Consider the following 25,771-nt stretch of genomic DNA (forward strand, 5'->3'; position numbering starts at 1 on the left):
GGGGCTGGTGGATGCAAGCTTGGCAAAGTCGTTTGGGGGATATATGGGCTATTTCATTGACAGACGACTTAACGGTAAGAATAAAAGCATGGTGAATCGCCAGCGCTTTTTACGCCGCTATAAGTCGCAAATTAAACAGTCGATTGCCGATGCCATCAACAAACGGTCGGTAACCGATATAGAAAGTGGCGAGTCAGTTTCAATACCTATCGACGACATCAATGAGCCAATGTTTCATCAAGGCAATGGTGGGCTGCGCCATCGGGTGCATCCCGGCAATGACCATTTTATCACCAATGACCGGGTAGACCGCCCTCAAGGCGGTGGAAGTAGTGGTAGCGGTCAAGGCAATGCCGGTAAAGATGGTGAAGGTGAGGATGAGTTTGTCTTTCAGATCTCTAAAGATGAGTACCTGGACTTACTGTTTGAAGATCTCGCCCTGCCTAATCTGAAAAGAAATCAGTACAAACAACTGGCAGAGTTTAAAACGCACCGGGCGGGTTATACCTCTAATGGCGTGCCTGCCAATATCAGTGTGGTACGTTCACTACAAAATTCACTGGCTCGCAGAACCGCGATGACCGCCAGCAAACGGCGCGAGTTACGTGAACTGGAAGCAGCGCTTAATGTGCTGGAGAATTCTGAGCCAGCGCAATTGTTGGAGGAAGAACGCCTACGCAAGGAGATTACCGAGTTAAAGCAAAAAATTGCTCGGGTACCGTTTATTGATACCTTTGATTTACGTTATAAAAATTATGAACGCCGCCCTGAACCCTCCAGCCAAGCTGTCATGTTCTGTTTGATGGATGTCTCGGGATCCATGGACCAAGCCACGAAAGATATGGCTAAACGGTTTTATATTCTGCTCTATCTATTCCTGAGCCGGACATATAAAAATGTCGATGTGGTGTATATCCGCCACCATACGCAAGCCAAAGAAGTGGATGAACAGGAGTTTTTCTACTCGCAAGAAACCGGCGGAACCATTGTCTCCAGCGCACTGAAATTAATGGATGAAGTGGTTCAGGAGCGTTATGACCCGGCGCAGTGGAACATTTATGCCGCTCAGGCTTCTGATGGTGATAACTGGGCAGATGACTCGCCATTGTGCCATGAATTACTGGCCAAAAAGATTCTACCGGTGGTGCGTTACTACAGCTATATCGAGATAACCCGTCGTGCTCATCAGACGTTATGGCGCGAGTATGAAGATCTGGAAGAAAAATTCGACAACTTTGCCATACAACATATTCGTGAACCCGAAGATATTTATCCCGTCTTCCGTGAGTTATTTCATAAACAGACCGTGGATAATTAGCAGTAATATTAGCCGGTTAGTTTTTTCTTATTCAGAAAACATTTTCCGGCTTTTTTATGGGCTAAAATTATCACTTCCCGCTATTCGTGGATCACAAGCTGAATTGATGAAATGGTATAATGGATTACGGCATCCGGGTGTATTAGCGGCATTCTCTGCAGCAATACTGTTTGGTGCCGGTACCCCTCTGGCAAAACAATTACTGAATACCGTTAGCCCATGGTTATTGGCCGGTTTGCTTTACCTTGGCTCCGGTATTGGTCTAACACTCTACCGCCTAATCACACGCCCAGCGGCGGTGAGCCTGCCCCGTAACGAATTACTGTGGTTTATTGGTGCCATCCTCTCTGGGGGCATTATCGCACCCGTACTACTAATGGTCGGCCTCACGGGTATGCCCGCCTCTGGCGCATCACTGCTACTCAATGCTGAAGGGGTATTCACCGCCCTTTTAGCCTGGTTCGCCTTCAAAGAGAATGTTGACCGCCGTATTGCTCTGGGTATGGTGGTTATCATCGCTGGCGCAATAGTACTTAGCTGGCCAAGAGGAGTACTTAGCTGGCCGGGAGAAGCTCAATTTGCCGGATTATGGCCGACACTGGCCATCTTAGGTGCTTGCTTTGCTTGGGGAATTGATAACAATCTGACCCGTAAAGTCTCGCTGAACGATGCAACCTGGATTGCCGCCGTCAAAGGGGGCGTTGCCGGAGTGGTTAATCTGGCGCTGGCCTTCGCCCTCGGAGCAACATTGCCTCCTTTGGGAAACCTCGTTGGCGCATTGTTGGTTGGATTTTTGGCTTATGGTGTCAGTTTGGCGCTATTTGTCATTGGATTACGCCACCTCGGCACTGCCCGCACTGGTGCCTATTTTTCTATTGCACCGTTTTTAGGCGCAGTGTTGGCGGTCGCCTTAGGTGACACCGTCACTATTCCATTGCTCATCGCGGGCATTTTGATGGCGATAGGGATCGGGTTACATCTTACGGAGCAGCATGAACATCAACATATCCATGATGAAATGATACATGAGCATGAACATATTCATGACGAACATCATCAACATCTCCATGACTTTTCGGTAGACGTGGGTACCTCCCACAAGCATCGTCATCAGCACCTGCCGATGACGCACTCTCATTCGCATTTTCCTGATTCACACCATCGGCATAAACATCTTCGCCATAAACATCATCAACACAAGCATCATCAACACAAGCACTAGCGGTATAAACACGAAGTTCTCACCGCTCATCCAATTGGCTGAAGCGCTGAACAAGATAATCCAATACGCTGCGTACCGAGGGTAGCAACCCGCGCCTTGAAGGATAGACCGCATGAATAATCTCATGGCGGACTGACCAATCAGGCAATAGGCGAACTAATGTGCCTACGGCCAGTTGTTCCGTCACCATCATCAGTGGCAATTGCACCCCCCCTACACCGGCCAATGCCGCACTACGTAAGGTATTCATATCTGCTGTCACCAACCGTGGCTGATGATACACCGCCGCATGAGCCTTCTCCGGCCCTTCTAAGTTCCAAATAAACGCTTGCTGAGGTTGCCCTAATCCAAGGCTTGGCCAACCAGTTAGATCAGCCGGAGTATTTACTTCACCCTGTCGCCCTATCAACTCAGGGCTAGCGACCAAACACTGGCAGCGATTACCCAGAACCCGCAGCACTAAATCGCTATTTTGTAATGGCGGTGGCCGAACGCGAATTGCAATATCAATGGCCTCAGCAACGGGATCTACTTGCCGGTTAGTCGCTTCCAGATGGATAGTCACCAAAGGACAACTGGCCATAAAATCCGCCAGCATGGTACTGACAGTTGCCTGCAACAGTGCCACCGGGCAGGTGATTCGCACCACGCCGCGGGGTTGGGCAACATCCACACCGTGGTTTTAAAACGGTTACCATTGTTTATCACGGTGAAGTCGAACACCGCGATTCAACCGGTAACGGCGGTATCATTGGTCCGGGTGATGTGCAATGGATGACTGCAGGTGCAGGTATTCTGCATGAAGAGTTCCACTCAGATACTTTTGCGCAAAAAGGCGGCCCTTTTGAGATGGTACAGCTATGGGTCAATTTACCGGCTAAAGATAAAATGACCGCACCCGGCTATCAGGCCATTCGTAGTGGGGTTATTCCACAGGTTAATTTACCTGACGATGCAGGGAATCTGCGGGTTATTGCAGGTGAATATGCCGGAAACATTGGGCCAGCAAAGACATTTTCACCACTGAATGTCTGGGATATTCGGTTAACTCAAGGAAATAATTGTGAGTTTTCACTGCCAACAGGCTGGAACACTGCACTGATTGTGTTACATGGGACCCTCTTAGTGAATGGTGATGCCGTTGCCCGCGAAGCAGAAATGGTGCTACTGGATCCCACGGGTACTCATCTGAATATTGAGGCCAATAATGACGCCGTGTTGCTGCTGTTAAGCGGTGAACCAATCGACGAGCCTATTGTCGGTTATGGCCCATTTGTGATGAATACTCAGACACAAATAGCTGAAGCTATTGGAGGTTATTGACAAAGTGCCCGCGACGGAGAGAACAGGCAGATCGTAAAGACGCCGTAAATACATCCATGTAGGCTCGAGCCGCGCCATCCCTGGCGCGGACGCTTTACTCCTCTGCCTATCCTCACCGTTCAAGATCACGTCATCGGGGTTTGTCAGCAGTCTGACATAGCTGAAGCTATTGCTGATTTTAATGGCGGCCGCTTTGGGAACATGGATGTTGTATAACGGCACCTATCCGCCATTACCTGGCCACCATTTGGGCAGGTAATGGCGTTCATTGATGAGAGCCTACTACTGCTGGTGTCTATTGTCGGCAGTGATAAGTGTGATAAGTGATAAGTGATAAGTGATAAGTAATATTCCCACGATTGTCGTACCATAAAAATTCAATTAACCCCAGGTGACGTTGTCACTTAAATACGCTTAGCACTTATAGGTTTCCTATTTACGGACAAAGCCCTTATTCTTGTCGCCTTTGTAATTTGGATACGACTTCTTTGTCATGCAAAAATTCCTTTTCCTGCTATTAAGCTTGATATTACTTGGCCCTTTGGGGATTGATCTCTATTTACCGACCATCCCAGCCATTGCTAAAGGGCTAAATAGTAGTGAGTCTCTGATTCAATCAACTATTGCGCTGTTTATTCTAGTTCTGGGGCTCGGGCAACTGATTGCTGGGCCATTGGTTGATAAATATGGCCGTAAGCCAATCGCTATTATCGGTATTGTTCTTTACATGCTGGGTGCCGCGATGGCCGCTCTGGCCGTGGATCCAGTCATGTTCGTCAGCTCCCGCTTGTTACAAGGTGTCTCGGTATGCTGCACAGCCGTGGTGGCCTTCAGTGGCGTCCGTGACCGCCTTAGCGGCAATGAAGCCGCACGTGCTTTTGGCTTCCTTAATGGCACGTTGAATATTGTCCCCGCATTGGCCCCGCTATTAGGTGGTTTACTGGCCGAAGCCTTTGGCTGGCGGGCACCGTTCTGGTTCCTGGCATTATACGGATTACTGGTTTTAGTCTTAATCATTATGTTCTTACCCGAAACCCGCCCGGCGAATACTCAACCAATAAATGGCCTGCCAATAAAAAACTACCTGCGTATTTTGCGTGATGGCCGCTTTTTGGTATTTGCTCTGGTCAATGCAGGGGCCATGGGCATGGCATTAACCTATGTATCATTGGCACCGAATGTATTGATGGTTGATGCAGGCCTCAGCCCGTTACAATTTTCGCTGGCATTTGGGGCTAATGGCTTCTGGATTATGGCAGTCAGTTTTTTTGCTAACCGGATTATTCAAAAAGTGGGCCGCCCTACCTGCCTGATGATCGGTAGCTTATTGATGGCCTTAGGCTGTTTTGGCTTGCTATTTGGTCTGACACAACTGTCCGTTGATGTGCAGCATCACTGGCTGGTTTATATGTTACCGGTTGCCAGCGCCTGTGCCGGTTTAGCCTTTATGATGGGGCCTGCCACCAGTTATGCTCTAGAACCCTATGCGAATGAAGCGGGTGTTGCCTCAGCGTTAGTGGGATTTGTTCAAATGGCTGGGGGCGCTGCATTAGGCCTGTTGGCGATGGCACTGCCGATTGAACCTAAGTTGTCACTGGCTATCGTGATGCTGGCTGGCTGTTTACTGGCGTGGCAAGCGCGCCGAGCCAGTAAACATGTCCGCGGCAAGTTGGAAGAAATACACTAACAACGGCAAATAATCGCGTTACACGATATTAACGGATGGGGTGAATATCGTGTAACGGGGCAATATTCAGTGGCTGAAAACCTGCGCGGTAACGCGCTACCGATAAATCATCAGCCACAATGGCTGGGCGACGACCTTGTATTATATCAGCCAATAATTGACCCGAGCCGCATGCCATCGTCCACCCCAATGTGCCGTGACCCGTATTAAGATAGAGGTTTTTCAGCGGTGTCCGGCCAACGATTGGAGTGCCATCGGGTGTCATTGGTCGCAGACCGGACCAGAATACCGCCTGGCTGATATCACCACCATGGGGATACAGATCACGGACGACCATTTCCAACGTTTCACGCCGGGCAGGTGCCAGTTGCGTGTTAAAACCAACAATTTCAGCCATCCCCCCCACCCGGATACGATCATCAAAGCGCGTAATAGCAATCTTGTAAGTTTCATCCAGAACCGTTGAAAAAGGTGCCGAGGCCGGATCCGTAATTGGGATGGTCAACGAGTAACCCTTCAATGGATAAACCGGGATAGACACCAGCCCGGCCAGTAGCGCGGTAGAATAAGCGCCGAAAGCCACCACATAGGCATCGGCTTTGATAATGTCATCACCACACAGTACACCGGCTATTTGGTCCCCCTCTACCAACAGTTTATCGACCGAGCGATTGAAGATAAATTTCACCCCAGCCTGCTCGGCCATTTTTGCCAACCGCTCAGTAAATAATTTACAGTCGCCCGTTTCATCATTGGGTAAGCGCAAACCGCCAGTAAGTTTATGTGCAACCTTCGCCAAGGCGGGTTCCACCGTGGCTAATTGTTCTGCCGTCAGCAGTGAATAAGGGACACCGGCATCATCCAATACGGCGATATCTTTCGCCGCGTTATCAAACTGCTGTTCGGTACGGAAAAGCTGCAGCGTCCCCCCTTGGCGACCTTCATATTGAATACCTGTCGCTGCGCGTAAGTCTTTCAGACAATCACGGCTGTACTCCGCCAGACGGACCATACGGCTTTTGTTGACCATATAGTGAGACGTATCGCAATTCCTCAGCATTTGCCACATCCAACGTAACTGGAGGCTGCTGCCATCCAAACGGATAGCCAAGGGCGCATGGCGCTGAAACATCCATTTGATCGCTTTCAGAGGAACGCCTGGGGCCGCCCAAGGTGCGGCATACCCCGGTGAGATTTGACCTGCGTTACCGGCACTGGTTTCCTGGGCGGGGCCATCCTGACGATCAATAACCGTGACATCATGCCCCTCTTTCGCCAAATACCAGGCACTGGTGACACCCACCACACCACTTCCTAAAATGACAACGCGCATATCACCCTCACCTAAAACATGTACAAAGCATAATATTCTGTTTACAGAAAATTAACCCAGTGAAAAAAACTAGCCAACATATTAATTATAGATTGTGACCTGTCTCTCAATTAATTTACGCTGTAATTTCTTTTCAGTTCAATGAGTTTGATCAGGCAGCAACAAACGCCCTACTCCAAGCCGTAATTCGGGATGAATACTGAAAAAGGCTATTATTATTACGAACGTCAGCACGAATGAATCGTATATTGCAAAAGTCTTTTTTATTAGTTTTATACTCCATAAAACAAACCATTTAACAGAATAATAAACTACAAATGACCTTAATAAGTTTATTCATTATGCCAGGAAGAAATAATCTATATTGACATAAGGTCTTGCCATGCCTCAGTTTGTTGATATTGAGCTAGGATTAGTAAAGTGACGAGTATTTGAGTTGGGCGATAAAAACGTGAGGATGCGCTAATGACAACTTCAACATCGAAACAGACCACACAAGATAAGCGCCTGACTGACGGCCCTGACTGGACATTTGAGCTACTGCAAGTGTATCTGGACCAAATAGATCGGGTGGCGAAACATTACCGGCTTGATACTTATCCCCATCAGATAGAAGTGATTACCTCAGAACAAATGATGGATGCCTATTCAAGTATTGGCATGCCCATTAACTATACCCATTGGTCTTTCGGTAAAAAATTTATCGAAACTGAACAAAAATATAAGTACGGTCAACAGGGATTAGCCTACGAGATTGTTATTAACTCGAATCCTTGTATCGCCTACTTAATGGAAGAGAACACCATCACGATGCAAGCACTGGTTATGGCCCATGCCTGCTACGGACATAACTCCTTCTTTAAGAATAACTATTTATTCCGCGCGTGGACTGACGCCAGCTCCATCGTGGACTACCTACTCTTTGCCCGCCACTATATTAATGAGTGTGAAGAGCGCTATGGCGTTGAAGAGGTTGAACGGTTGCTCGATTCTTGTCATGCGTTAATGAATTATGGCGTTGATCGCTATAAGCGTCCGCAAAAAATTTCGCTGGTCGAGGAGACCGCACGCCAAAAAAGCCGTGAAGAGTATCTGCAAAGCCAAGTGAATTCCCTGTGGAAAACGTTGCCACGTAAAGATCGGGAAGAAGCCCCTGTTCAGGCACAGCGCTACCCCAACGAACCGCAAGAAAATATCCTCTACTTTATGGAGAAAAATGCACCGTTGTTGGAATCATGGCAACGTGAAATATTGCGAATTGTCCGCAAAGTCAGCCAGTATTTTTATCCACAAAAACAAACGCAAGTGATGAATGAAGGCTGGGCGACATTCTGGCACTACACCATTCTTAACCATTTATACGATGAAGGCCGGGTCACCGACCGCTTTATGATGGAGTTTCTGCACAGCCATACCAACGTCGTGTATCAGCCACCGTATAACAGCCCTTATTACAACGGCATTAACCCTTATGCTCTTGGCTTCGCTATGTTTCAGGATATTAAACGGATCTGTCAGTCCCCGACCGAGGAAGACTATTATTGGTTCCCAGATATTGCCGGGAAAGATTGGTTAGATACCCTACATTTTGCTATGCGTGATTTTAAAGATGAAAGTTTCATCAGCCAGTTCTTATCGCCAAAAATAATGCGCGATTTCCGCCTGTTTACCGTGTTGGACGACGACAAGAATAACTACCTGGAGATTTCGGCTATTCATAATGAAGAAGGTTATCGTACTATCCGCAATCAATTGTCCGCACAGTATAACTTGAGCAACCATGAGCCAAACATTCAGGTATGGAATGTTGATCTACGTGGGGACCGCTCTCTGACACTGCGTTATATCCCGCATGACCGAGCGCCATTAGATAAAAGCCGCCAGCAAGTGATGAAGCATATTCATCGGCTGTGGGGGTTTGATGTTCATATGGAACAATTGAATGATGATGGCAGTATCGATTTGCTCGACAGCATTCCGCAGAAAACCAGTAAGATTTAAGTCATTACCGCATATGACATCGGTAAAAAAGGGGCATTAAACGCCCCTCAGACTGCTGAAAAAGTCAAATGAAGGGGAAACGTGCCGTTGGGGTCGTAGTGGCGTAAGCCACCGGAGTGCCCCGAGGTGCGGTCCCCCCTTCACTCACGAGGCTAAAAATAGCGTTGTCAATAACCTCAGGGGCATTAAACGCCCCTTCGCTTTTCTGCTTTATCGCCTAACGACGCGCTTCGGCCAAATCACTTGGCATGGTGCCCTGCATGCTATGCCAGATAGCCCCGCTCTCTTTGCCGTATGTGCGCAGGCACTCTAGTACCTGATCATAAGATTCTGTATCACATAACGTCGACAGTTTATTGTAAAAAGTCAGTGCCAGCTTGCGCGCTTCTGGATTAGAAAAGTAATAACGCCCTACTCGGGTGTAAAGCCCTTTCAAACCGTTAAGAATCAAACCATAAATCGGATTGCCTGAGGCAAATGCCAAACCACGGAAAATACCATAATCAAGAGCAGTAAAGGCTTCTGCGTTATCATCCACTGTTTTCGCTCGCGCCAAAATTTCTTGCGCTTTTTCTGGATGATGACGGATAGCTGTCCGCACAAAAATAGTGGCAATATTGGTTCGAACAGCCAGTAAGTTATCTATCAATTGTGGAACGCTGTCATGGTCAAGCCGCGCCAGTGTTTCCAAAATATTCAGACCAGATGTCTCCCAAAAATTGTTTACTTTCGTTGGCTTACCGTGCTGAATAGTGAGCCAGCCATCGCGGGCTAGCCGTTGTAGTACTTCGCGCAATGTTGTGCGAGTAACCCCAATCAGCTCAGAAAGTTCACGTTCCGCGGGCAAAATAGATCCTGGAGGAAAGCGATTATTCCAAATACTTTCAATAATATACTCTTCCGCGAAACCGGCAGGACTTTGCGCCTTTATAACCATGTTTTTGACGTTCCGTAGCGATAAATATCAGCAATTTAGTCGGCTCATCATACCAGACGAGTGTAATCCGATATAGCGCCAGAGCCGAACAAATGGTGAAAGCAGTCATAAAGTCGCAAAAATTGCGCAAATGTAATGTTAGTCAGAGAATACGTATTGCTTTTAGCTGGATTACGTAAACTAAAATGTAACTTTTCGTCGTAATAGCATCATAATAATTTATTAAGGGAAAAATCATTCACAATGGACATTACCAACAGACAAGCTGTGCTCAAGAATTTTCTTGGTAACTCCCCGGATTGGTACAAACTAGCAATTATGGGGTTCTTGATCATTAACCCTCTAGTCTTCTTCTTTGTCAGCCCATTTGTCGCGGGCTGGATGCTGGTTATCGAGTTTATCTTTACCTTAGCCATGGCGCTGAAATGTTACCCGTTGCAACCGGGGGGATTACTCGCTATTCAAGCCGTTGCCATCGGCATGACCAGCCCACATCAAGTTGCAGAAGAGATCGCCAATAACCTGGAAGTACTCTTGCTTTTGGTATTTATGGTGGCTGGTATCTACTTTATGAAGCAGCTGTTGCTGTTTGTATTTACGAAGTTGCTGTTGAATATTCGGTCAAAAACCATCCTTTCCTTGGCCTTTTGTCTGGCCTCAGCCTTCCTATCAGCATTTTTGGACGCCTTAACTGTAATCGCGGTAGTTATCAGCGTATCCGTTGGTTTTTATACTATTTATCATAACGTTACCTCGAATCACAGTGACAAAGATATTACTGATGACAGCGGGATAGATAATCAGGACAGCCATGAAACATTAGAGCAATTTCGGGCATTTTTACGTAGCCTAATGATGCATGCTGGTGTGGGTACAGCACTGGGGGGCGTCATGACGATGGTTGGTGAGCCTCAAAACTTGATTATTGCCAAAAGCGCGGGGTGGAATTTTGCTGACTTCTTTATTCGCATGTTGCCCGTCACCTTACCCGTCTTTATTTGCGGGTTATTGGTCTGCTTGTTGGTCGAAAAATTCAAACTATTTGGCTATGGTGCCCAGTTGCCAGAACGTGTGCGTCAGGTTCTGACCGAATACGACCAGCAAGCCAGTGCGAAACGGACCAAGCAAGAGAAGGTGAAGTTAATAGTACAAGCCATTATTGGTGTCTGGTTGGTATTGGCGCTGGCACTACATTTAGCTGAAGTAGGCTTAGTCGGGCTATCTGTTATTATTCTCGCCACCTCATTTTGTGGCATCACAAATGAGCATTCATTGGGCAAAGCCTTTCAGGAAGCCTTGCCTTTTACCGCGCTGCTAACCGTATTTTTTGCCGTGGTCGCGGTTATTATTGAACAAAGCCTCTTTACCCCCATTATTCAGTTTGTGTTACAAGCCTCGCCTTCCGCTCAGCTATCGCTGTTTTATCTGTTTAATGGCTTACTCTCATCGGTGTCAGACAATGTTTTTGTCGGTACCGTGTATATCAATGAAGCCCGTTCTGCATTTGAACATGGTATTGTCTCGTTACAACAATTTGAATTGTTGGCGGTCGCCATCAATACAGGGACCAACCTCCCCTCCGTGGCAACACCGAACGGTCAGGCCGCTTTCTTGTTCCTGCTTACTTCGGCATTAGCACCACTAATTCGCCTTTCCTATGGACGAATGGTATATATGGCTTTGCCTTATACTATCGTGATGACGATTGTTGGCCTGCTGGGTGTTGAGTTTTTATTGGTACCGATGACCGAGTGGCTGGTTCAGGCTGGATGGATCAGTTTGCCACACATCACAAACGGGGTTGCCATCACACACTGATCACTTGCATTATGGTTGGCCAGCCTTGGATATCGTGCGACAACTCAAGGTGACACGAATGGGGCTGGCAAAACCAACCAACATCTCACCCAAAGTAAAATTTGTACTTGTGATAGCCTGTCTTGTGTGGGAAAAAACTGATTTTTACCTAATTTTGCTTTTGGGTAGCTGGCAGCAAAGATGAATTGGTTTACACTGCCGGTACAATTGCTTACTGCATGGAAAATATAAAGATATGTTGCAATTCCTTAACCGCTGTTCCCGAGGACGCGGTGCTTGGCTATTAATGGCCCTGACTGCACTTCTATTAGAGTTAACTGCGCTCTATTTCCAACACATTATGTTGCTACAGCCGTGTGTAATGTGTATTTATGAGCGCGTGGCATTATTCGGTATTCTCGGTGCATCACTATTGGGTGCAATGGCCCCTAGATCACCACTACGCTATTTAGCTATTGCGGTTTGGATCTACAGTGCTTGGAAAGGGGTTCAGCTAGCTTGGGCCCACACTATGCTGCAGTTGAATCCATCCCCATTTAATACCTGCGACTTTTTTGTCAACTTCCCTTCATGGCTACCATTGGATAAATGGTTACCCGCCGTGTTTGCCGCCAGTGGCGATTGCTCGGAAAGACAATGGCAGTTTATGTCATTGGAAATGCCACAATGGTTAGTGGGTATTTTTTCCGCTTATCTGGTTATCGCCGTGCTGGTTCTGATCAGCCAATTTGTTAAACCTAAAAGACGCGATCTGTTCGGTCGATAATTTTTAGACATATCTTTATTTATCAATGGCGCCTATCCGGCGCCATTTTTATATCAGATTCAAACGGTTTGTTAATCCTAATGAACACTTAATTCCATGCAAAACATGGTAGAATTTACTCCCATATCCTGGCGGTAATAAATCATGTCCCTATTAGATGTGTTTAAATCTTTCTCCAGTAAGAGAGTAAATGTCACTTGCCCTGAATGTGCCTTAGTCTCAGAACAAGATAGTGCTAAGGTCCGCAAAAATATCACACTGGTTTGCCCTAGATGCGGCAACTTTTTTCATCCTAAAGATAATTAATTCAATCGGCAGATTGGATTGAAATCAGATCAACAGATTTCCCCCCTGTTGATCTGAGTTTCATTAGTGAATGTTCTCTGGGTAAGACAGAGAGAAAGGTGGATAATCTATGCCTGAGTGTGCGTACAGGTATACTGGTTAGCCTGCACCTCATCAATGACGGCCAAACGTATTGGTAACGCAGAAATATTCAGAGAGGCGATAACTTGCTCCTCGCTGTTTGCTTTCTGAAATATTAATGCTTCCCCTTGGCCTTCTGGATTCACTTTTATAAACTGAAACACTGATTTATCAATGATCAATTGCTGATTCGGGCCATCTAATATGGCTAAAAGGTCATTACCATCTTTCAATTGGCAATCAAGATTAATTAAGGAAGCCTCGGCAGCCTGTACCGGATTTGTGGCGCTACCTAGAGTCGCTGAAATGCCGAAGATAACAGCGGCTAACGTTGAATATTTCATTTTATACAGTTTCTTAGTTAAATTTCGGCATTAGTATGCCATATCTGGCCCGTCAGGTAAAAACCGCCATGGGTGAGGAAATATTCTCACCTTTTTCTCCATGCGTGAACCCTTCACGCCGAAGGCCTCAATGCCCAACTTTCGCCCTACCTCGGCTCCCTTTGCCAATAATCTATACCCGTCATACTTCAAGCTGCATGTGCGTTGGCTATGTTAATAATCATTACTCCTGCGCAGGAATAGTGAATCTATTAAAGAAAATACCCTAGCCAATCACATCCAATAAAAATTTGGGTTGAATGCAACGGGTTACCGAGCCAAGAAAACAGACTCAGTTTAACAAATCACAAAGATTACTATGTGGTTAATAATTAATTCACCTTTGCGGGAATAACCTTTTCTTAAGCAGAGAAGACGATTTAATACAACCACTAAAAGAAAGCATTCAGACTGATGACATATTGCTACAAATTTATTAAATTATTTTTCAGGTTTCACTAAAGATCTTGCCACAACTCTTATAATGCCTTATTTTTCACTACAGAATCCGATAGGGAACTTAAACACGATATAAATCGGTTGCATGTTAAGTCTCGAAAACAAGCCTATTGGCTAAGAGGGCCGCCTCATGGTGCTATGAGTTTGCCAATACCTCTTAAGATATGCGTCTCAATTTCGGTCAAGTGGATGTTTTTTCATTAATTTTACTTACAAGTAAAAAGGTTACAATACATCCTGAAAGTATTTTCTTATTTTTTATCGAGGATGCATCCCACTTATCTATATAAGCAGCTTGTTTAATGAGGAAATAATTTCCATGCATATTATAGAGCAATAATTGACCTTTAGTTAGTTGAAAGTGTTATCCGAATTAATAACTTCTTTATAAGTCATTTTTTACAAATCAGATTTTTATATATTAGCGATTATCAGAAGGCAATTAAGCATGCTGGTATATCTTACGCCGGATTTATAGTCGCTATTTTATTGCATAAGACTGAAAGGAAAGTAAATATTTTCAATTCGTATAAACAAGACGAAATTCTAATTTTTTGTATAAAGAAAAATACGTCATCACTCAAAGGAAACTGAGAAACATGGACCAACAGAACACTCACATTGGCATACTTGCCGGGAACTCCCGTGTTTATCTTGATAATAACGGCGCGGTTGCAATTGAGGCCCAATTAAACGCCTTTGATGCAGCGTTGCGGCTCGCTCGACAATCCCTGGATAGTGGAAATTTGCTACCCAAGTTGTCCGTAGCGTTCGATCATCTCGGTATTTTTCGTCTTCAGTTTCTGACAGAAAACCTTTCTAATGCCCAAAAACGCCGCCCGCGCTTGAGCCATCTCCATCCTTTAATCCAGCAGGTCTTCCTGCCTGTTGCGGAAAAATATCAGATAGATCTCAGTGATATCCGCGCGATCCACGAAGATTCAGCCCGACAGCACCTTGTTCATATCCTCGCGACCCAAGATATTCCTGAAAGGCTCACCCGTAGGATGCTAACCGGAGCGGCCTCACGACCAAACGGTGATACGCATAATGAGACGCCAACACAAAAGCTCACCTGTGCGGCTATCACCAAAGAGTATTTTGAACGGGCAGCGAGCGACCATCAAGATCCGCAAGCGGTTCTGGAAGTATTCTTCGAAGATAGTCCTTGGTCCAGAAGCCTGGCCTATGTTCGCGGGCTCCAGCTCAGCCACCTGCTAGGTGTCCCAGCCGCCATTCGCCTTAATCTGGTCAATGAGGCCGGTGAAGTCAGTCGGGGGGAGAAGATAACCGCTCAATTCACCTCTGACCCAAAAAAGCCGTTGTCATATCGCTTATGATTAAGGAAAAATTATTATGTACAGTCAGAACCCACCGATATATCTCGATAATAACGCGACAACGGCACTAGACCCTGCCGTCCTGCAAGCGATGATGCCATACCTAACCCACGCTTATGGCAATGCCGCCAGTAATAGCCACTCCTTTGGCTGGGAAGCGAGCCAGGCCGTTCAACGGGCCAGAACATTAATCGCGACTGCTATCAATGCAGTCAGTCCCGCCGATATCATATTCACATCTGGCGCGACAGAATCCATCAATCTTGCCATCTTAGGCCTTCAGTATCAGGGAAATTGGGGGCATATCATCACCTCCATGATTGAACACAAGTCAGTTCTGGACTGCTGTGCCAAACTTGCCGACAGTGGGGTTAGTGTGACTTATCTGCAGCCACAGCGTGACGGTATTGTTTCCCTTGATACCCTCTTCCGAGCTATCCGGCCCGATACTCGTCTGGTCTCAATCATGACTGCCAACAACGAGACAGGTACCTTGCAAAAAGTGGCAGAAATTGGCGCACTCTGCCGGGATAAGGGCATTTTATTCCATACCGATGCTACACAGGCGTTCGGGAAAATCGCTTTAGATGTGCAACGCATGAATATCAGTATGGCCACTTTTTCCGCACATAAAGTTTACGGCCCCATGGGGGTCGGGGCACTTTATGTCAATATCGCCGACCCACATATTATGCTGTCACCACTCATCATTGGCGGGGGGCATGAGCGCGGTTTACGCTCAGGCACACTCAATGTACCGGCCATTGTCGGCTTTGGACGCGCCGCCGAACTGGCGATGGAAAACATGTCAGCGGAATCGGCTAGGCTATGTGGTTTACGAAACAGGCTACGACAGCACATTCTCGATACCGTACCTAATGTACAGGTCAACGGTCACCTTACTGAATGCCTGCCCGGAGTGTTAAACGTATCCTTTGAGGGTATCGATGCCGACTCGTTGTTACTCGAACTCCCTGACGTTGCCTTGTCCTCAGGATCAGCCTGTACCTCCGAACAGCAGACGCCATCACACGTATTGCAAGCTATAGGGGTTAGTAATGAACAGATCCGGGGCAGTGTGCGCTTTGGGCTAGGCCGGTTTAACAACGAGAGTGAAATAGGTTACGTCTGCCAACGCCTGGAACATACGGTGAAAACGCTGAGAACAATGGCTCCGCCCTCACCCGGTACAACGACAAACAACACAGGAGCCTGAATCATGCGAAAAACTTCATCACTGTTTCTCCTGTTTGGCACGTTGTTCAGCGCTGGAGGCTATGGTGCCACTTTTCTCATTTCTGCTTGGTTCCACTCGCAGGGGGGCAACGACATTGATGCTGGGGCAACCCTCGGTATGGCTCTGTTCGGGACGCTAACAGGTGTACCTTTGGTCGGCTGGTTTGCTGGAAAGTTAGACGCCTCACGTCTGGCGGCTCTGGCCGCCCTGATCCAGTCCTGTGGCTACTTTCTGCTGGGGAGCCTCAGTGGTGGAAACGGCTATCTACCCCATATAGCGGCACTGCTGATTGGCCTAGGCTGGGGCATGTTCTATATCGGGGGGCCAATGGCACTGTCTGAACGTCTCACCGATACTGAACGAGGCCCCGGCTTTACGCGCTTTAGCGCATTCCAGATGACTGGAATTTGCGGTAGCCCTATCCTGCTGACTATCGCGGTGGCACAAGGAGGTATCCCTATTCAGGCCGCATTTCTGTTGGTGGGCGTGATGGGGGTCTTCGCTTCTATCTTACTGATAATTTTTGGCACCAGGGAGCCACTTCTCCGGCATGAGAATTCACTACGGCCTTGGGTAAAAAAAATCACCGTACTCGCCCAAAGCGGAGTCATCAGACCCATCGTGATGGTCTGTCTAGGGGGAGCTGTTTTTTCTGGAATGATGTCATTTCAGGACTCGCTCACCGACGGTTCATTGGCCAGCGCCAGTACTTTTTTTGCCGTGCATGCCACTACCGCCGTGGTTTCACGCCTGTTACTTGCACGCAAACTATCAAGCTGGCCCCGCCCCCCGCTAGTGACGGTACTCTTGTCCTGCCTAATTGCTGGCCTTGTGTGCCTATTAGGAATACCGACGCATGTGAGTTTCCAGATTGCTGCCGCCATGCTAACTGGCGCTGGCTACGGTCTGTTATATCCCGTGATTCAAACGTGGGCGGTCAATGAATCGGCCCCTGAAAACCGTCACGCCGCTCTGACTTGGTTTGTCGTTGCCTACTTCGTTGGTATTTTTGGTTTTCCGCCCTTTGGAGGCTGGGTCCTGGTGACAGCAGGCAAGGTCTGGTTTATCTGGGTGCTGGCTACCTTGGCCACCTTAGAACTGGTGACAGCGATAGTGAAATGGCCGCAAACCGCTCGCCGCACGATATCATCATAGCAATGAAGGTAAAGATGGCAGCTTAGGCTGTCATCAGCTAAAGCGGTTAAGACATATTGTATTAAAGAAAACGGGTATCCGGCATAGAAAGGCCAATGAAACTAGCCTCACCTATGCCCCATGCAGTTTCCATGCGATATAAAACCGCCAATATCAACTGTTACATCAACTGTTATTTGGCCCAACTTGGCTTGTTTAATATATGGTCTTGCCAATCAACAACTTCGCTCTCACGTACTGCGATATGGCGTACAGAGATCCGTTCACCATGCATCGCCGCTTTAGAGCCCGTTAAGAGCGGATGCCAACTGGGTAAATCATGGCCCTCTCCAATCAGGCGATATGCACACGTTGGTGGCAACCAAGCAAACGTCACCAAATTTTCCCGCGTTAACTTGATACAATCCTCTTCTAATTCAAAGCGGCGTTCATAGTTACTGCATTGGCAAGTTTTAATATTGAGCTGATCACAGGCGACATTGGTGAAATAAATTTCGTCAGTATCTTCATCAATCAGTTTATTCAAACAGCATTGACCACATCCGTCACACAATGATTCCCATTCACTATCTGACATTTCAGCCAATGTCTTTTGTTGCCAAAAATGAGGTTGTGACATATAGGTATCCGGTGTAAATAAATGAGCGGGTCGTTATAGACGCTTTAGCTTACAGATGCAAGTTTTGCCGCCCAACAGTTGGAGCAGACGGCAAGTTTACCTTTATATTATGCGGGTATTTAATGTCTTACCATTGAGCGTGATTTTAAGCATATCACCTGACTGCATCGGCCCTACCCCTTGTGGCGTACCAGTCAGCACGATGTCGCCAGCACGTAAGGTAAAAAAACGGCTCATGTAACTTATTAACGGAATAATAGGTGTAATCATGTCACGGGTATTTCCCTGTTGACGAATTTCATCATTAATCGTTAGCGATAACTCTGCCTGCTGTGCATCACCAAACTCAGCAACAGGAATAAAACCAGAAATGGGGCAAGAGCCATCAAACGCCTTGGATTTTTCCCATGGTTGCCCCGTTTTTTTAAAACCGGCCTGCAATTCACGTAGCGTTAAGTCCAATGCCACACCATAACCGGCAATCGCACGGGCGACTCTATCTTCACTGGCTTGCTTTAGCGGTGTACCGATCAATACGGCTAATTCAATTTCATGATGCACAGAGCCAAAATCTTTTGGAATCGATACCGGTTGGCGGATATCGCATAATGCGGTTTCAGGCTTGATAAACAGTACAGGCTCCACAGAGGCAGTACTCCCCATCTCTTTGATATGTTCGGCATAGTTACTGCCTACGCAAACCACTTTATTTACGGGGAAATCCAGCAAAGCCCCTTGCCAGTCTCTATGTTGATACATACTGCCTCTCTTGAATTTATACCCTGATAGACACACTGAGCAACGGTCTTACAACCGTGGCAAACACAGACTATTGACCGATACTATCTGCCATCATACCAATGCTAATGGCAAAATAGTAAGAGCGATTCCAATGCATGATAGTACGGAAATTGTCATAAACCAGAAAAACTCGCCCCTGTAGATCATCGGGAATGATCACCCAAGCACGCGCATCAGATTCAGCAAAGTGCGCTTTTTGTACAGGCGTGATGCCCAGTTGCTGCCATTGGGCGACTCTCTTAGCTTGCCCATCGTTCAAACCGGCCAACTTCACATCAAAATTTTGCGGTAACGTCACTTCCTGGCCCCATTCCATCTTGGGTTTCCAACCTTGAGTAGACAGATAATTAGCAGTGGAAGCAAATACATCATCAATATTATTCCAAATATCAATTTTTCCATCACCATCACCATCAGCGCCATACGCCAGGAAAGAGCTGGGCATAAACTGACTTTGCCCCATTGCCCCTGCCCAAGATCCTCTCAATTGGGGGTCGTCAACCTTCCCTTGATGGATGATTTCCAACGCAGCCATCAGTTCTTTGGTAAAAAAAGCTTCCCTACGCCCTTCAAAAGCCAATGTAGATAAAGCGGAAATCACATCTTCTTTACCTTGAATTTTACCAAAACCACTTTCCATCCCTCTGCGGTCAATGTAGTGATGCTGGACTTAAACGTGGCTGATACTCGAAAGTTAGCGTTATGCTTTGGTTTCACCTAGGTGCATTTTCAGTAAACTTTCCGGCGGTGGAGGAACTTGCAGGTAAAAACCTTGTTCAACAAGCGCATTTTTCACCTTCTCCACATCAGCAGTCGCCAAGGTCTTGCGTTCATTTAACGCAAGAAGCATCGCAAACTGTGGCTGGCCAAAACTGGCTAATAATTCAGCGGGAACCCGTGAAAAATCATCCTTCTTCTCAATATAAAGGTAGGTTTGATCTCGTTTAGAGCTTCTGTAAATCGCACAAAGCATGTTTGGACTCTTTATTTGATAAATTCAATATTTGATAAGTTCGATGCAAGTCTGCGTAGTGACACCCAAAATGACTCACATTGCAAGGTGGCCCCCCTCCTCCAAGCCAGTTCATGCCAGCGATTTGGGTGAGTGAGTACCACGTATGCCACTGCAATGTCTGGTAAGACAGGTATCATTGGCAACTATAACATGCTTAGTCGGGTCAATAGATGCTTATGGATTGATGATTGCCACCATCTCTCCAATGTCAGAGTAGTTTGAATCACCGATGAATGAATGAGATTTCTCCCAAATAATCACAGTGAGGTATTTAACTAAGCCAATAAGACAACTATCAATATCGCTATTTCGTCATCTTAAGAATGATAACAATCAAATATCATCGCCCCATTTGATAAAAAACACCCCATTACCTAGACAAAGACAACCCTTTGTAAAGTAAAACCAAGTGTTGAAAAAATATGCAATCATAAAACAGCGACTGAGTCGCTAAATATAGGGGCTCAGGACTAGCGAATAACCAAAAGTTATGCTGTAATTTCCTATCAGTTTGGAATAATTGTGACTTTAAGATTTCAATATATTGATACGGATAGATTTCTTTTTATATTCCCTATAACATGCTTAGGAACATCCGAATATTGTACCCCGCATGGTATTCTGGGGATTAAACGTAGCTGAAACTGAGTCAGGATAGATGTCACAATCGCCAATCGAGTTAAAAGGCAGTAGTTTTACCCTATCGGTCGTTCATTTACATGATTCGCGGCCAGAGGTAATCCGTCAGGCATTGCAGGAAAAGGTGGATCAAGCCCCCGCATTCCTGAAAAACGCCCCTGTTGTGATTAACGTTGCAACGTTACCTAACGGTGCTAACTGGAAAGATCTTCAACAGGCTGTCACTTCAGCAGGTCTGCGTATTGTTGGCATTAGTGGTTGTCAGGATGAGCGTCAGAAACGAGCGATTGCACGTGCAGGGTTGCCATTACTGAGTGAAGGTAAAGGCCAAAAACTGGCTCCAGAGCCAGTCATCAGTCCGCCGGAAAACGTTCCCACCCAAACGCGTATCATCAACACCCCTGTCCGCTCTGGCCAACAGATTTATGCCCGTAATTGCGATTTGATTGTTATCAGCAGTGTCAGTGCCGGTGCTGAATTAATTGCCGATGGTAATATCCATATTTATGGAATGATGCGAGGCCGAGCACTAGCAGGAGCATCCGGTGATGCTAAGTGCCAGATTTTTTGTACGCATCTGGGTGCTGAACTTGTCTCTATCGCCGGGCAGTACTGGTTGAGTGATCAGATACCGCTTGAGTATTTTGGTCAAGCTGCACGTCTGTATCTACAGGATAATACATTAACTATACAACCTTTAAATTAAGCCCTTTTGACAAGGAATCCATTTCATGGCACGCATTATTGTTGTTACATCGGGTAAAGGGGGCGTTGGCAAGACCACATCAAGCGCGGCTATCGCTACCGGCTTGGCCCAAAAAGGTAAAAAAACCGTGGTTATCGATTTTGATATCGGCCTGCGGAACCTTGATTTGATTATGGGATGTGAGCGCCGGGTCGTTTATGATTTTGTTAATGTTATTCAAGGTGACGCCACTTTGAATCAGGCGTTAATCAAAGATAAACGTACAGATAATCTGTATATCCTGCCCGCATCTCAGACCCGAGATAAAGACGCCCTGACCAAAGAGGGTGTTGAAAAAGTGTTAAACGATCTTGGTGAAATGAATTTTGAGTTTGTGGTGTGTGACTCTCCAGCGGGTATTGAAAGCGGTGCCTTGATGGCACTGTATTTTGCTGATGAAGCGGTTATTACCACAAACCCAGAGGTCTCCTCTGTTCGTGACTCAGACCGTATTCTTGGCATATTGTCATCAAAATCTCGCCGGGCTGAAAATAGCCAAGAACCGATTAAAGAACATCTGCTGTTGACCCGTTATAACCCTGGGCGCGTTAATCGCGGCGATATGCTTAGCATGGAAGATGTTTTGGATATTTTGAGGATCCCACTGGTCGGTGTGATACCAGAAGACCAATCGGTATTACGCGCCTCTAACCAAGGTGAGCCAGTGATTCTGGACAAAGAGTCAGATGCCGGTAAAGCTTATGAAGATACCGTTGACCGCTTGCTAGGAGAAGAACGCCCCTTCCGCTTCGTAGAAGAAGAGAAGAAGGGCTTCCTGAAACGCCTTTTTGGGGGATAAACCATGGCTTTGTTAGACTTCTTTCTGTCCCGCAAAAAACCGACAGCCAATATAGCCAAGGAACGGCTGCAAATTATCGTCGCTGAACGTCGTCGTGGGGATAGCGAACCCCATTATCTACCTGACTTGAAACGCGATATTTTGGCGGTTATTTGTAAATATATTCAGATCGACCCTGAAATGCTGCATGTGCAGTTTGAGCAGAAAGGGGATGATATTTCGGTTCTTGAACTTAATGTGACATTACCGGAAACGGAAGAAACGCCTAAATGATTTCTTCGCAATAGCTCCCCTGTATTTATTTACAGGGGAGCCATTCTCAATCAACTGTATATATACCCAGCCCATTAAGGTTGGTAGAATATTGACACGAATCCCTAACGAGAAAGTTTTAATCTTTAATTCATCAGAGTGTTCATAAATTAAAACTGAAAAGTGTCAGAGTGGAATTAATACCCCCCCTGAATACCGATTAATATTGTTGCAAGATTTCGATCAATTCAGTAGACAATAAATCGCCACGCCAGCCTGTTAATAATTCAGGTTGAGCATCTGAAAGCTTCAACTTCCAGTGCCAATTGAGTAACTGATTAATTTGGCGACGTGATGCCAGTAATTCACTACTTAATCCGCTACGTTCACTGACCGATTGAATCAATGCTTTAATATCTTTAAATACTTTTTTGTACCCTGGCTGATCAATCAAGTTGGCAATCGGAGGAGGAAGCTGATCTTCGGGGACAGCACTGCCTTCTGCAACCAGTGCCAGCAATGTTCGCCCGTGATAGCGGATCTCTTGCCCACTCAAACCAAGAGAATCCAATTCACCGAGTGATGTTGGTTGATAGCGGGCAACTTGCCACAGGTTCTCTTCCCTAACCACAAAGTTAACCGCCAGGTCCCGCTCCCGCGCCTGACGCAAACGCCACTCGGCTAATTTCTGCAAACATGCCAGTTGGTGACCACGGAGTTGCCAGGCATTGGTAATCTCACGGTAAGCCAATTCAGGATCGAGCGTCTCACTCCGACGACGGCACAGCAATAGACATTCGTCTTTCGCCGCGTCCATACGCCCTGCGGCCTTGGTGGCTTCGACTAATTTAGCCGCCAGAGGTAAAAGATAAAACACATCTGCCGCCGCGTAATCGCACTGTTTCTCACTCAATGGCCGGGCAATCCAGTCAGTACGTGATTCACTTTTATCTAACTCAACACCTTCGAATTCAGCCACCAGCATAGCAAAGCCGCAGGATAGGCTACGTCCAGAAAATGCCGCCAATACCTGAGTGTCAATCATCGGGGTTGGCATCTGTTCAAAAGCGTTTAAAAACACTTCGAGATCTTCACTGCCTGCGTGTAAATATTTCACCACATTCAGATCTTGCAGTAACGCGCGAAAAGGCTGCCATTCCGTGATAGGTAATGGATCAATAAGTGAGAGTTGTTCACCATCATACAGTTGAATCAGACCCAACTGAGGGTAGTAGGTGCGCGTTCTGACAAACTCTGTATCCAACGCGATGTGAGCATGTGTCCGGGCTTGTTCGCAGACCTGCTGCAATGCATTGTTGGTCGTGATCAACTGATAATTCAAAACGTCATTCTCTTGGTCGTTATATCCGTCATCTTTCAAGTGGCAGGCATTTGGCTACCGCCTTCCTGTCTCTTGAAATCTATTGGCTATAGTTCTATAACAAACACAACAACGCCGGTGATAACCGGCGTTGTTGATGATTAAGTGACTCCGCCAAATTAAACTGCGTCTGTACTATTCAGCTTAATTTCTTCGTCACGTAGTTCCCTGCGCAATATTTTGCCAACATTAGACTTTGGCAATTCGTCACGGAACTCTACAATTTTCGGTACTTTATACCCGGTAAGATAGCGACGGCAATGCGTTAGTAATTCTTCAGGGGTCAGTGATGCATCTTTTTTAACAACAAAGACTTTTACGGTCTCGCCGGAAACCTCATTAGGCACGCCAATCACAGCAGACTCCAGTACTTTCGCATGTAACGCTACCACATCTTCAATCTCATTGGGGTAGACGTTAAATCCAGAGACCAGAATCATATCCTTCTTGCGGTCAACGATGCGCAAGAAACCGTCCTCATCCATCGTCGCGATATCGCCTGTCGCCAGCCAGCCATCTTTCAATACTTCATCCGTGGCATCTGGCCGCTGCCAATAGCCTAACATAACTTGTGGCCCACGCACCCATAGTTCACCCGGCTTGCCTGATTCTACGTCATTGCCATCATCATCGCGCAGCCGAACATCCGTCGAAGGTACCGGTAAACCAATACTGCCGCTGTAATGTTTCAGATCATAAGGGTTACCGGTAACTAAAGGCGAACATTCAGTCAAGCCATACCCTTCCAATAGATGCTTACCCGTCAGTTTTTCCCACTTTTCGGCCACGGCTTTCTGCACCGGCATACCGCCGCCCACAGAAAGGCGCAAAGTAGAGAAATCCAAATGGGTAAACTCTTCGTTATTTAATAATGCATTAAATAACGTATTTACCCCTGTTATCGCGGTAAATGGATAATGACTCAGTTCTTTAACCATACCGGAGATATCTCGTGGGTTGGTTATCAATAAACTGCGCCCCCCCAGCTCGATAAATAACAGGCAATTCACCGTCAATGCAAAGATATGGTAGAGAGGCAGAGCCGTGACCACCAGTTCATGACCTGGTTGAAGCAATGGTGCATACGCCGCTTTTGCCTGCTCCAGGTTTGATTGCATGTTGCGGTGTGTCAATATGGCGCCTTTCGCTACACCAGTAGTCCCGCCGGTATATTGTAAGAATGCCATATCAGTATTGATAACATCCGGTTTGACGTATTGCATTCGACGTCCTTTTTGCAATACGGTACGAAATGAAATGGCATCGGGCAGATAGAACTTTGGCACCAGACGTTTAATGTATTTCACCACGAAGTTAACCAACGTCCCTTTTGCTGTTGAGAGTTGATCGCCCATCCGGGTCAAAATCACATGCCTGATCTGGGTTTTAAAAACAACTTTTTCCAGCGTGTGGGCGAAATTGGAAACAATAACGATGGCCACGGCTCCGCTATCACTAAGCTGGTGCTCAAGCTCACGTGGGGTATACAACGGATTAACATTCACGACAACCATGCCTGCCCGCAGAACACCAAATAAAGCGATAGGATATTGCAGCAGATTCGGCATCATCAATGCGACACGGTCACCTTTCTGTAACCCCAGACCTTGCTGTAGGTAGGCAGCAAAAGCACGGCTACGCTCTTCCAGCTTACGGAAAGTCATGACCTCGCCCATATTAATAAATGCGGGTTGGTCTGCATAACGCAACGCCGCGTTCTCAAACATTTCCACCAAAGAAGAATAGCGATCCGGATCAATCTCTGCGGGGACATCTGCCGGATAGCGCTTTAGCCATACTTTTTCCAAGGTAACACTCCTAAAATTATTATTGGTCGCCATGGTAAAATGCAAACTCACCCCAAAACCTTAACAATATTTTAACTCAGCTTACCAGTTTGTTTTTAAACAATTTTGAGGTTGAGATATACATCACTATTTTTTGGCGCTGAGGTCCCCAAAATAAAAAAAATGACCAAAACAACTAATAAAAATAAATAAAATCAAGTTGTTAGATAAAAAATCCAACGTTAATCGATATAACAGATTGATTATACACTCTTTTAAATCTAGCTCCGCGACAAAATACCCGTTTGACTAGCCGCTACCCAACTAG

General features: G+C 46.4%; 21 protein-coding genes and 4 pseudogenes. 14 read left to right on the top strand and 11 right to left on the bottom strand.

The genetic code is table 11. The features are described 5' to 3' along the window. Positions 1–43: 43 nt before the first annotated feature. Positions 44–1,318, top strand: a complete 1,275-nt coding sequence (locus tag AC971_RS10040) for a YeaH/YhbH family protein (protein ID WP_038402698.1) — start codon at positions 44–46, stop codon at positions 1,316–1,318. Between the two features lie 106 nt (positions 1,319–1,424). After that, positions 1,425–2,540, top strand: coding sequence for a DMT family transporter (locus AC971_RS10045; protein ID WP_025383831.1), 1,116 nt, complete (start codon positions 1,425–1,427; stop codon positions 2,538–2,540). A 19-nt stretch (positions 2,541–2,559) separates the two neighbouring features. Here AC971_RS10045 and AC971_RS10050 read toward each other — a convergent pair. Continuing rightward, positions 2,560–3,204, bottom strand: a pseudogene (locus AC971_RS10050) (LysR substrate-binding domain-containing protein); the annotation flags it as partial. On the opposite strand from AC971_RS10050, the pseudogene AC971_RS10055 reads away from it, so the two are divergent. Beyond that, a pseudogene (locus AC971_RS10055) lies at positions 3,189–3,863 on the top strand (pirin family protein); the annotation flags it as partial. The pseudogenes AC971_RS10050 and AC971_RS10055 overlap by 16 nt on opposite strands. Here AC971_RS10055 and AC971_RS25135 read toward each other — a convergent pair. Continuing rightward, positions 3,853–3,921 (bottom strand): annotated as a pseudogene (locus AC971_RS25135) (gluconate 5-dehydrogenase); the annotation flags it as partial. The pseudogenes AC971_RS10055 and AC971_RS25135 sit on opposite strands and share 11 nt — an antisense overlap. A gap of 435 nt (positions 3,922–4,356) precedes the next feature. On the opposite strand from AC971_RS25135, the gene AC971_RS10060 reads away from it, so the two are divergent. Beyond that, the gene (locus AC971_RS10060) at positions 4,357–5,550 is read left to right on the top strand and encodes a multidrug effflux MFS transporter (RefSeq protein ID WP_025383829.1); all 1,194 of its coding nucleotides are present in this window, start codon (positions 4,357–4,359) and stop codon (positions 5,548–5,550) included. A 28-nt stretch (positions 5,551–5,578) separates the two neighbouring features. Here the strand turns inward: AC971_RS10060 and AC971_RS10065 are convergent, their stop codons facing one another. Continuing rightward, positions 5,579–6,883 carry a D-amino acid dehydrogenase gene (locus tag AC971_RS10065; RefSeq protein ID WP_002211686.1) on the bottom strand — a complete coding sequence of 435 codons (1,305 nt, stop codon included), beginning with the start codon at positions 6,881–6,883 and terminating at the stop codon, positions 5,579–5,581. A gap of 465 nt (positions 6,884–7,348) precedes the next feature. Here AC971_RS10065 and AC971_RS10070 point away from each other — a divergent pair, with 465 nt between their 5' ends. Beyond that, positions 7,349–8,884 (top strand): SpoVR family protein, encoded by a 1,536-nt coding sequence (locus tag AC971_RS10070; RefSeq protein ID WP_011192425.1) that lies wholly within the window; start codon positions 7,349–7,351, stop codon positions 8,882–8,884. A 217-nt stretch (positions 8,885–9,101) separates the two neighbouring features. Here the strand turns inward: AC971_RS10070 and fadR are convergent, their stop codons facing one another. Continuing rightward, positions 9,102–9,821, bottom strand: coding sequence for a fatty acid metabolism transcriptional regulator FadR (gene fadR / locus AC971_RS10075; RefSeq protein ID WP_002211688.1), 720 nt, complete (start codon positions 9,819–9,821; stop codon positions 9,102–9,104). Between the two features lie 243 nt (positions 9,822–10,064). Here fadR and nhaB point away from each other — a divergent pair, with 243 nt between their 5' ends. From nhaB to AC971_RS25140, 3 genes are all read left to right on the top strand, one after another. Then, positions 10,065–11,639 (top strand): sodium/proton antiporter NhaB, encoded by a 1,575-nt coding sequence (gene nhaB / locus AC971_RS10080; protein ID WP_025383828.1) that lies wholly within the window; start codon positions 10,065–10,067, stop codon positions 11,637–11,639. A 235-nt stretch (positions 11,640–11,874) separates the two neighbouring features. Further along, complete coding sequence (dsbB, locus tag AC971_RS10085; protein WP_025383827.1) at positions 11,875–12,405, top strand: disulfide bond formation protein DsbB; 531 nt, start codon at positions 11,875–11,877, stop codon at positions 12,403–12,405. Between the two features lie 144 nt (positions 12,406–12,549). Next, complete coding sequence (locus tag AC971_RS25140; protein ID WP_220387943.1) at positions 12,550–12,711, top strand: YnfU family zinc-binding protein; 162 nt, start codon at positions 12,550–12,552, stop codon at positions 12,709–12,711. Between the two features lie 107 nt (positions 12,712–12,818). Here AC971_RS25140 and AC971_RS10090 read toward each other — a convergent pair whose 3' ends face one another. Next, entirely contained in the window at positions 12,819–13,175 is a 357-nt protein-coding gene (locus AC971_RS10090; protein ID WP_025383826.1) for a hypothetical protein, read from the bottom strand. A gap of 1,097 nt (positions 13,176–14,272) precedes the next feature. Between AC971_RS10090 and AC971_RS10095 the strand changes: the two genes are divergently transcribed. From AC971_RS10095 to AC971_RS10105, 3 genes are read left to right on the top strand one after another with little or no spacing between them, the layout of a single operon-like run. Further along, the gene (locus tag AC971_RS10095) at positions 14,273–15,013 is read left to right on the top strand and encodes a hypothetical protein (RefSeq protein ID WP_025383825.1); all 741 of its coding nucleotides are present in this window, start codon (positions 14,273–14,275) and stop codon (positions 15,011–15,013) included. A 16-nt stretch (positions 15,014–15,029) separates the two neighbouring features. After that, complete coding sequence (locus tag AC971_RS10100) at positions 15,030–16,229, top strand: cysteine desulfurase family protein (RefSeq protein ID WP_025383824.1); 1,200 nt, start codon at positions 15,030–15,032, stop codon at positions 16,227–16,229. 3 nt (positions 16,230–16,232) lie between these two features. Continuing rightward, positions 16,233–17,405 carry an MFS transporter gene (locus AC971_RS10105; RefSeq protein WP_025383823.1) on the top strand — a complete coding sequence of 391 codons (1,173 nt, stop codon included), beginning with the start codon at positions 16,233–16,235 and terminating at the stop codon, positions 17,403–17,405. A 172-nt stretch (positions 17,406–17,577) separates the two neighbouring features. Here AC971_RS10105 and AC971_RS10110 read toward each other — a convergent pair whose 3' ends face one another. From AC971_RS10110 to AC971_RS10125, 4 genes and pseudogenes are all read right to left on the bottom strand, one after another. After that, positions 17,578–18,024, bottom strand: a complete 447-nt coding sequence (locus AC971_RS10110; protein WP_025383822.1) for a YcgN family cysteine cluster protein — start codon at positions 18,022–18,024, stop codon at positions 17,578–17,580. A 102-nt stretch (positions 18,025–18,126) separates the two neighbouring features. Continuing rightward, positions 18,127–18,783, bottom strand: a complete 657-nt coding sequence (locus tag AC971_RS10115) for a fumarylacetoacetate hydrolase family protein (protein WP_025383821.1) — start codon at positions 18,781–18,783, stop codon at positions 18,127–18,129. A 70-nt stretch (positions 18,784–18,853) separates the two neighbouring features. After that, positions 18,854–19,468: pseudogene (locus AC971_RS10120) on the bottom strand (lytic murein transglycosylase); the annotation flags it as partial. Between the two features lie 57 nt (positions 19,469–19,525). Next, on the bottom strand, positions 19,526–19,798 hold the full coding sequence (locus AC971_RS10125) for a YcgL domain-containing protein (RefSeq protein ID WP_025383819.1): 273 nt from the start codon (positions 19,796–19,798) through the stop codon (positions 19,526–19,528). A 700-nt stretch (positions 19,799–20,498) separates the two neighbouring features. Between AC971_RS10125 and minC the strand changes: the two genes are divergently transcribed. Genes minC through minE form a run of 3 tightly spaced genes read left to right on the top strand, consistent with a single transcriptional unit; the run spans position 20,499 to position 22,296 of the window. Next, positions 20,499–21,185: a septum site-determining protein MinC gene (gene minC / locus AC971_RS10130; RefSeq protein ID WP_002220631.1), complete on the top strand. Its 687-nt coding sequence runs from the start codon at positions 20,499–20,501 to the stop codon at positions 21,183–21,185. A gap of 25 nt (positions 21,186–21,210) precedes the next feature. Beyond that, on the top strand, positions 21,211–22,023 hold the full coding sequence (minD, locus tag AC971_RS10135) for a septum site-determining protein MinD (RefSeq protein ID WP_002211179.1): 813 nt from the start codon (positions 21,211–21,213) through the stop codon (positions 22,021–22,023). A 3-nt stretch (positions 22,024–22,026) separates the two neighbouring features. Further along, complete coding sequence (gene minE / locus AC971_RS10140) at positions 22,027–22,296, top strand: cell division topological specificity factor MinE (protein WP_002211180.1); 270 nt, start codon at positions 22,027–22,029, stop codon at positions 22,294–22,296. A gap of 199 nt (positions 22,297–22,495) precedes the next feature. Here the strand turns inward: minE and rnd are convergent, their stop codons facing one another. Beyond that, positions 22,496–23,617 (bottom strand): ribonuclease D, encoded by a 1,122-nt coding sequence (gene rnd, locus AC971_RS10145; RefSeq protein WP_038402691.1) that lies wholly within the window; start codon positions 23,615–23,617, stop codon positions 22,496–22,498. Positions 23,618–23,775: 158 nt separating this feature from the next. Beyond that, a complete protein-coding gene (gene fadD, locus AC971_RS10150; protein ID WP_025383817.1) occupies positions 23,776–25,464 on the bottom strand; it encodes a long-chain-fatty-acid--CoA ligase FadD in 1,689 nt (562 codons plus the stop codon). Positions 25,465–25,771: the final 307 nt, after the last annotated feature.

The sequence above is a fragment of the Yersinia similis genome (assembly GCF_001053095.1).
Lineage (GTDB): Bacteria > Pseudomonadota > Gammaproteobacteria > Enterobacterales > Enterobacteriaceae > Yersinia > Yersinia similis.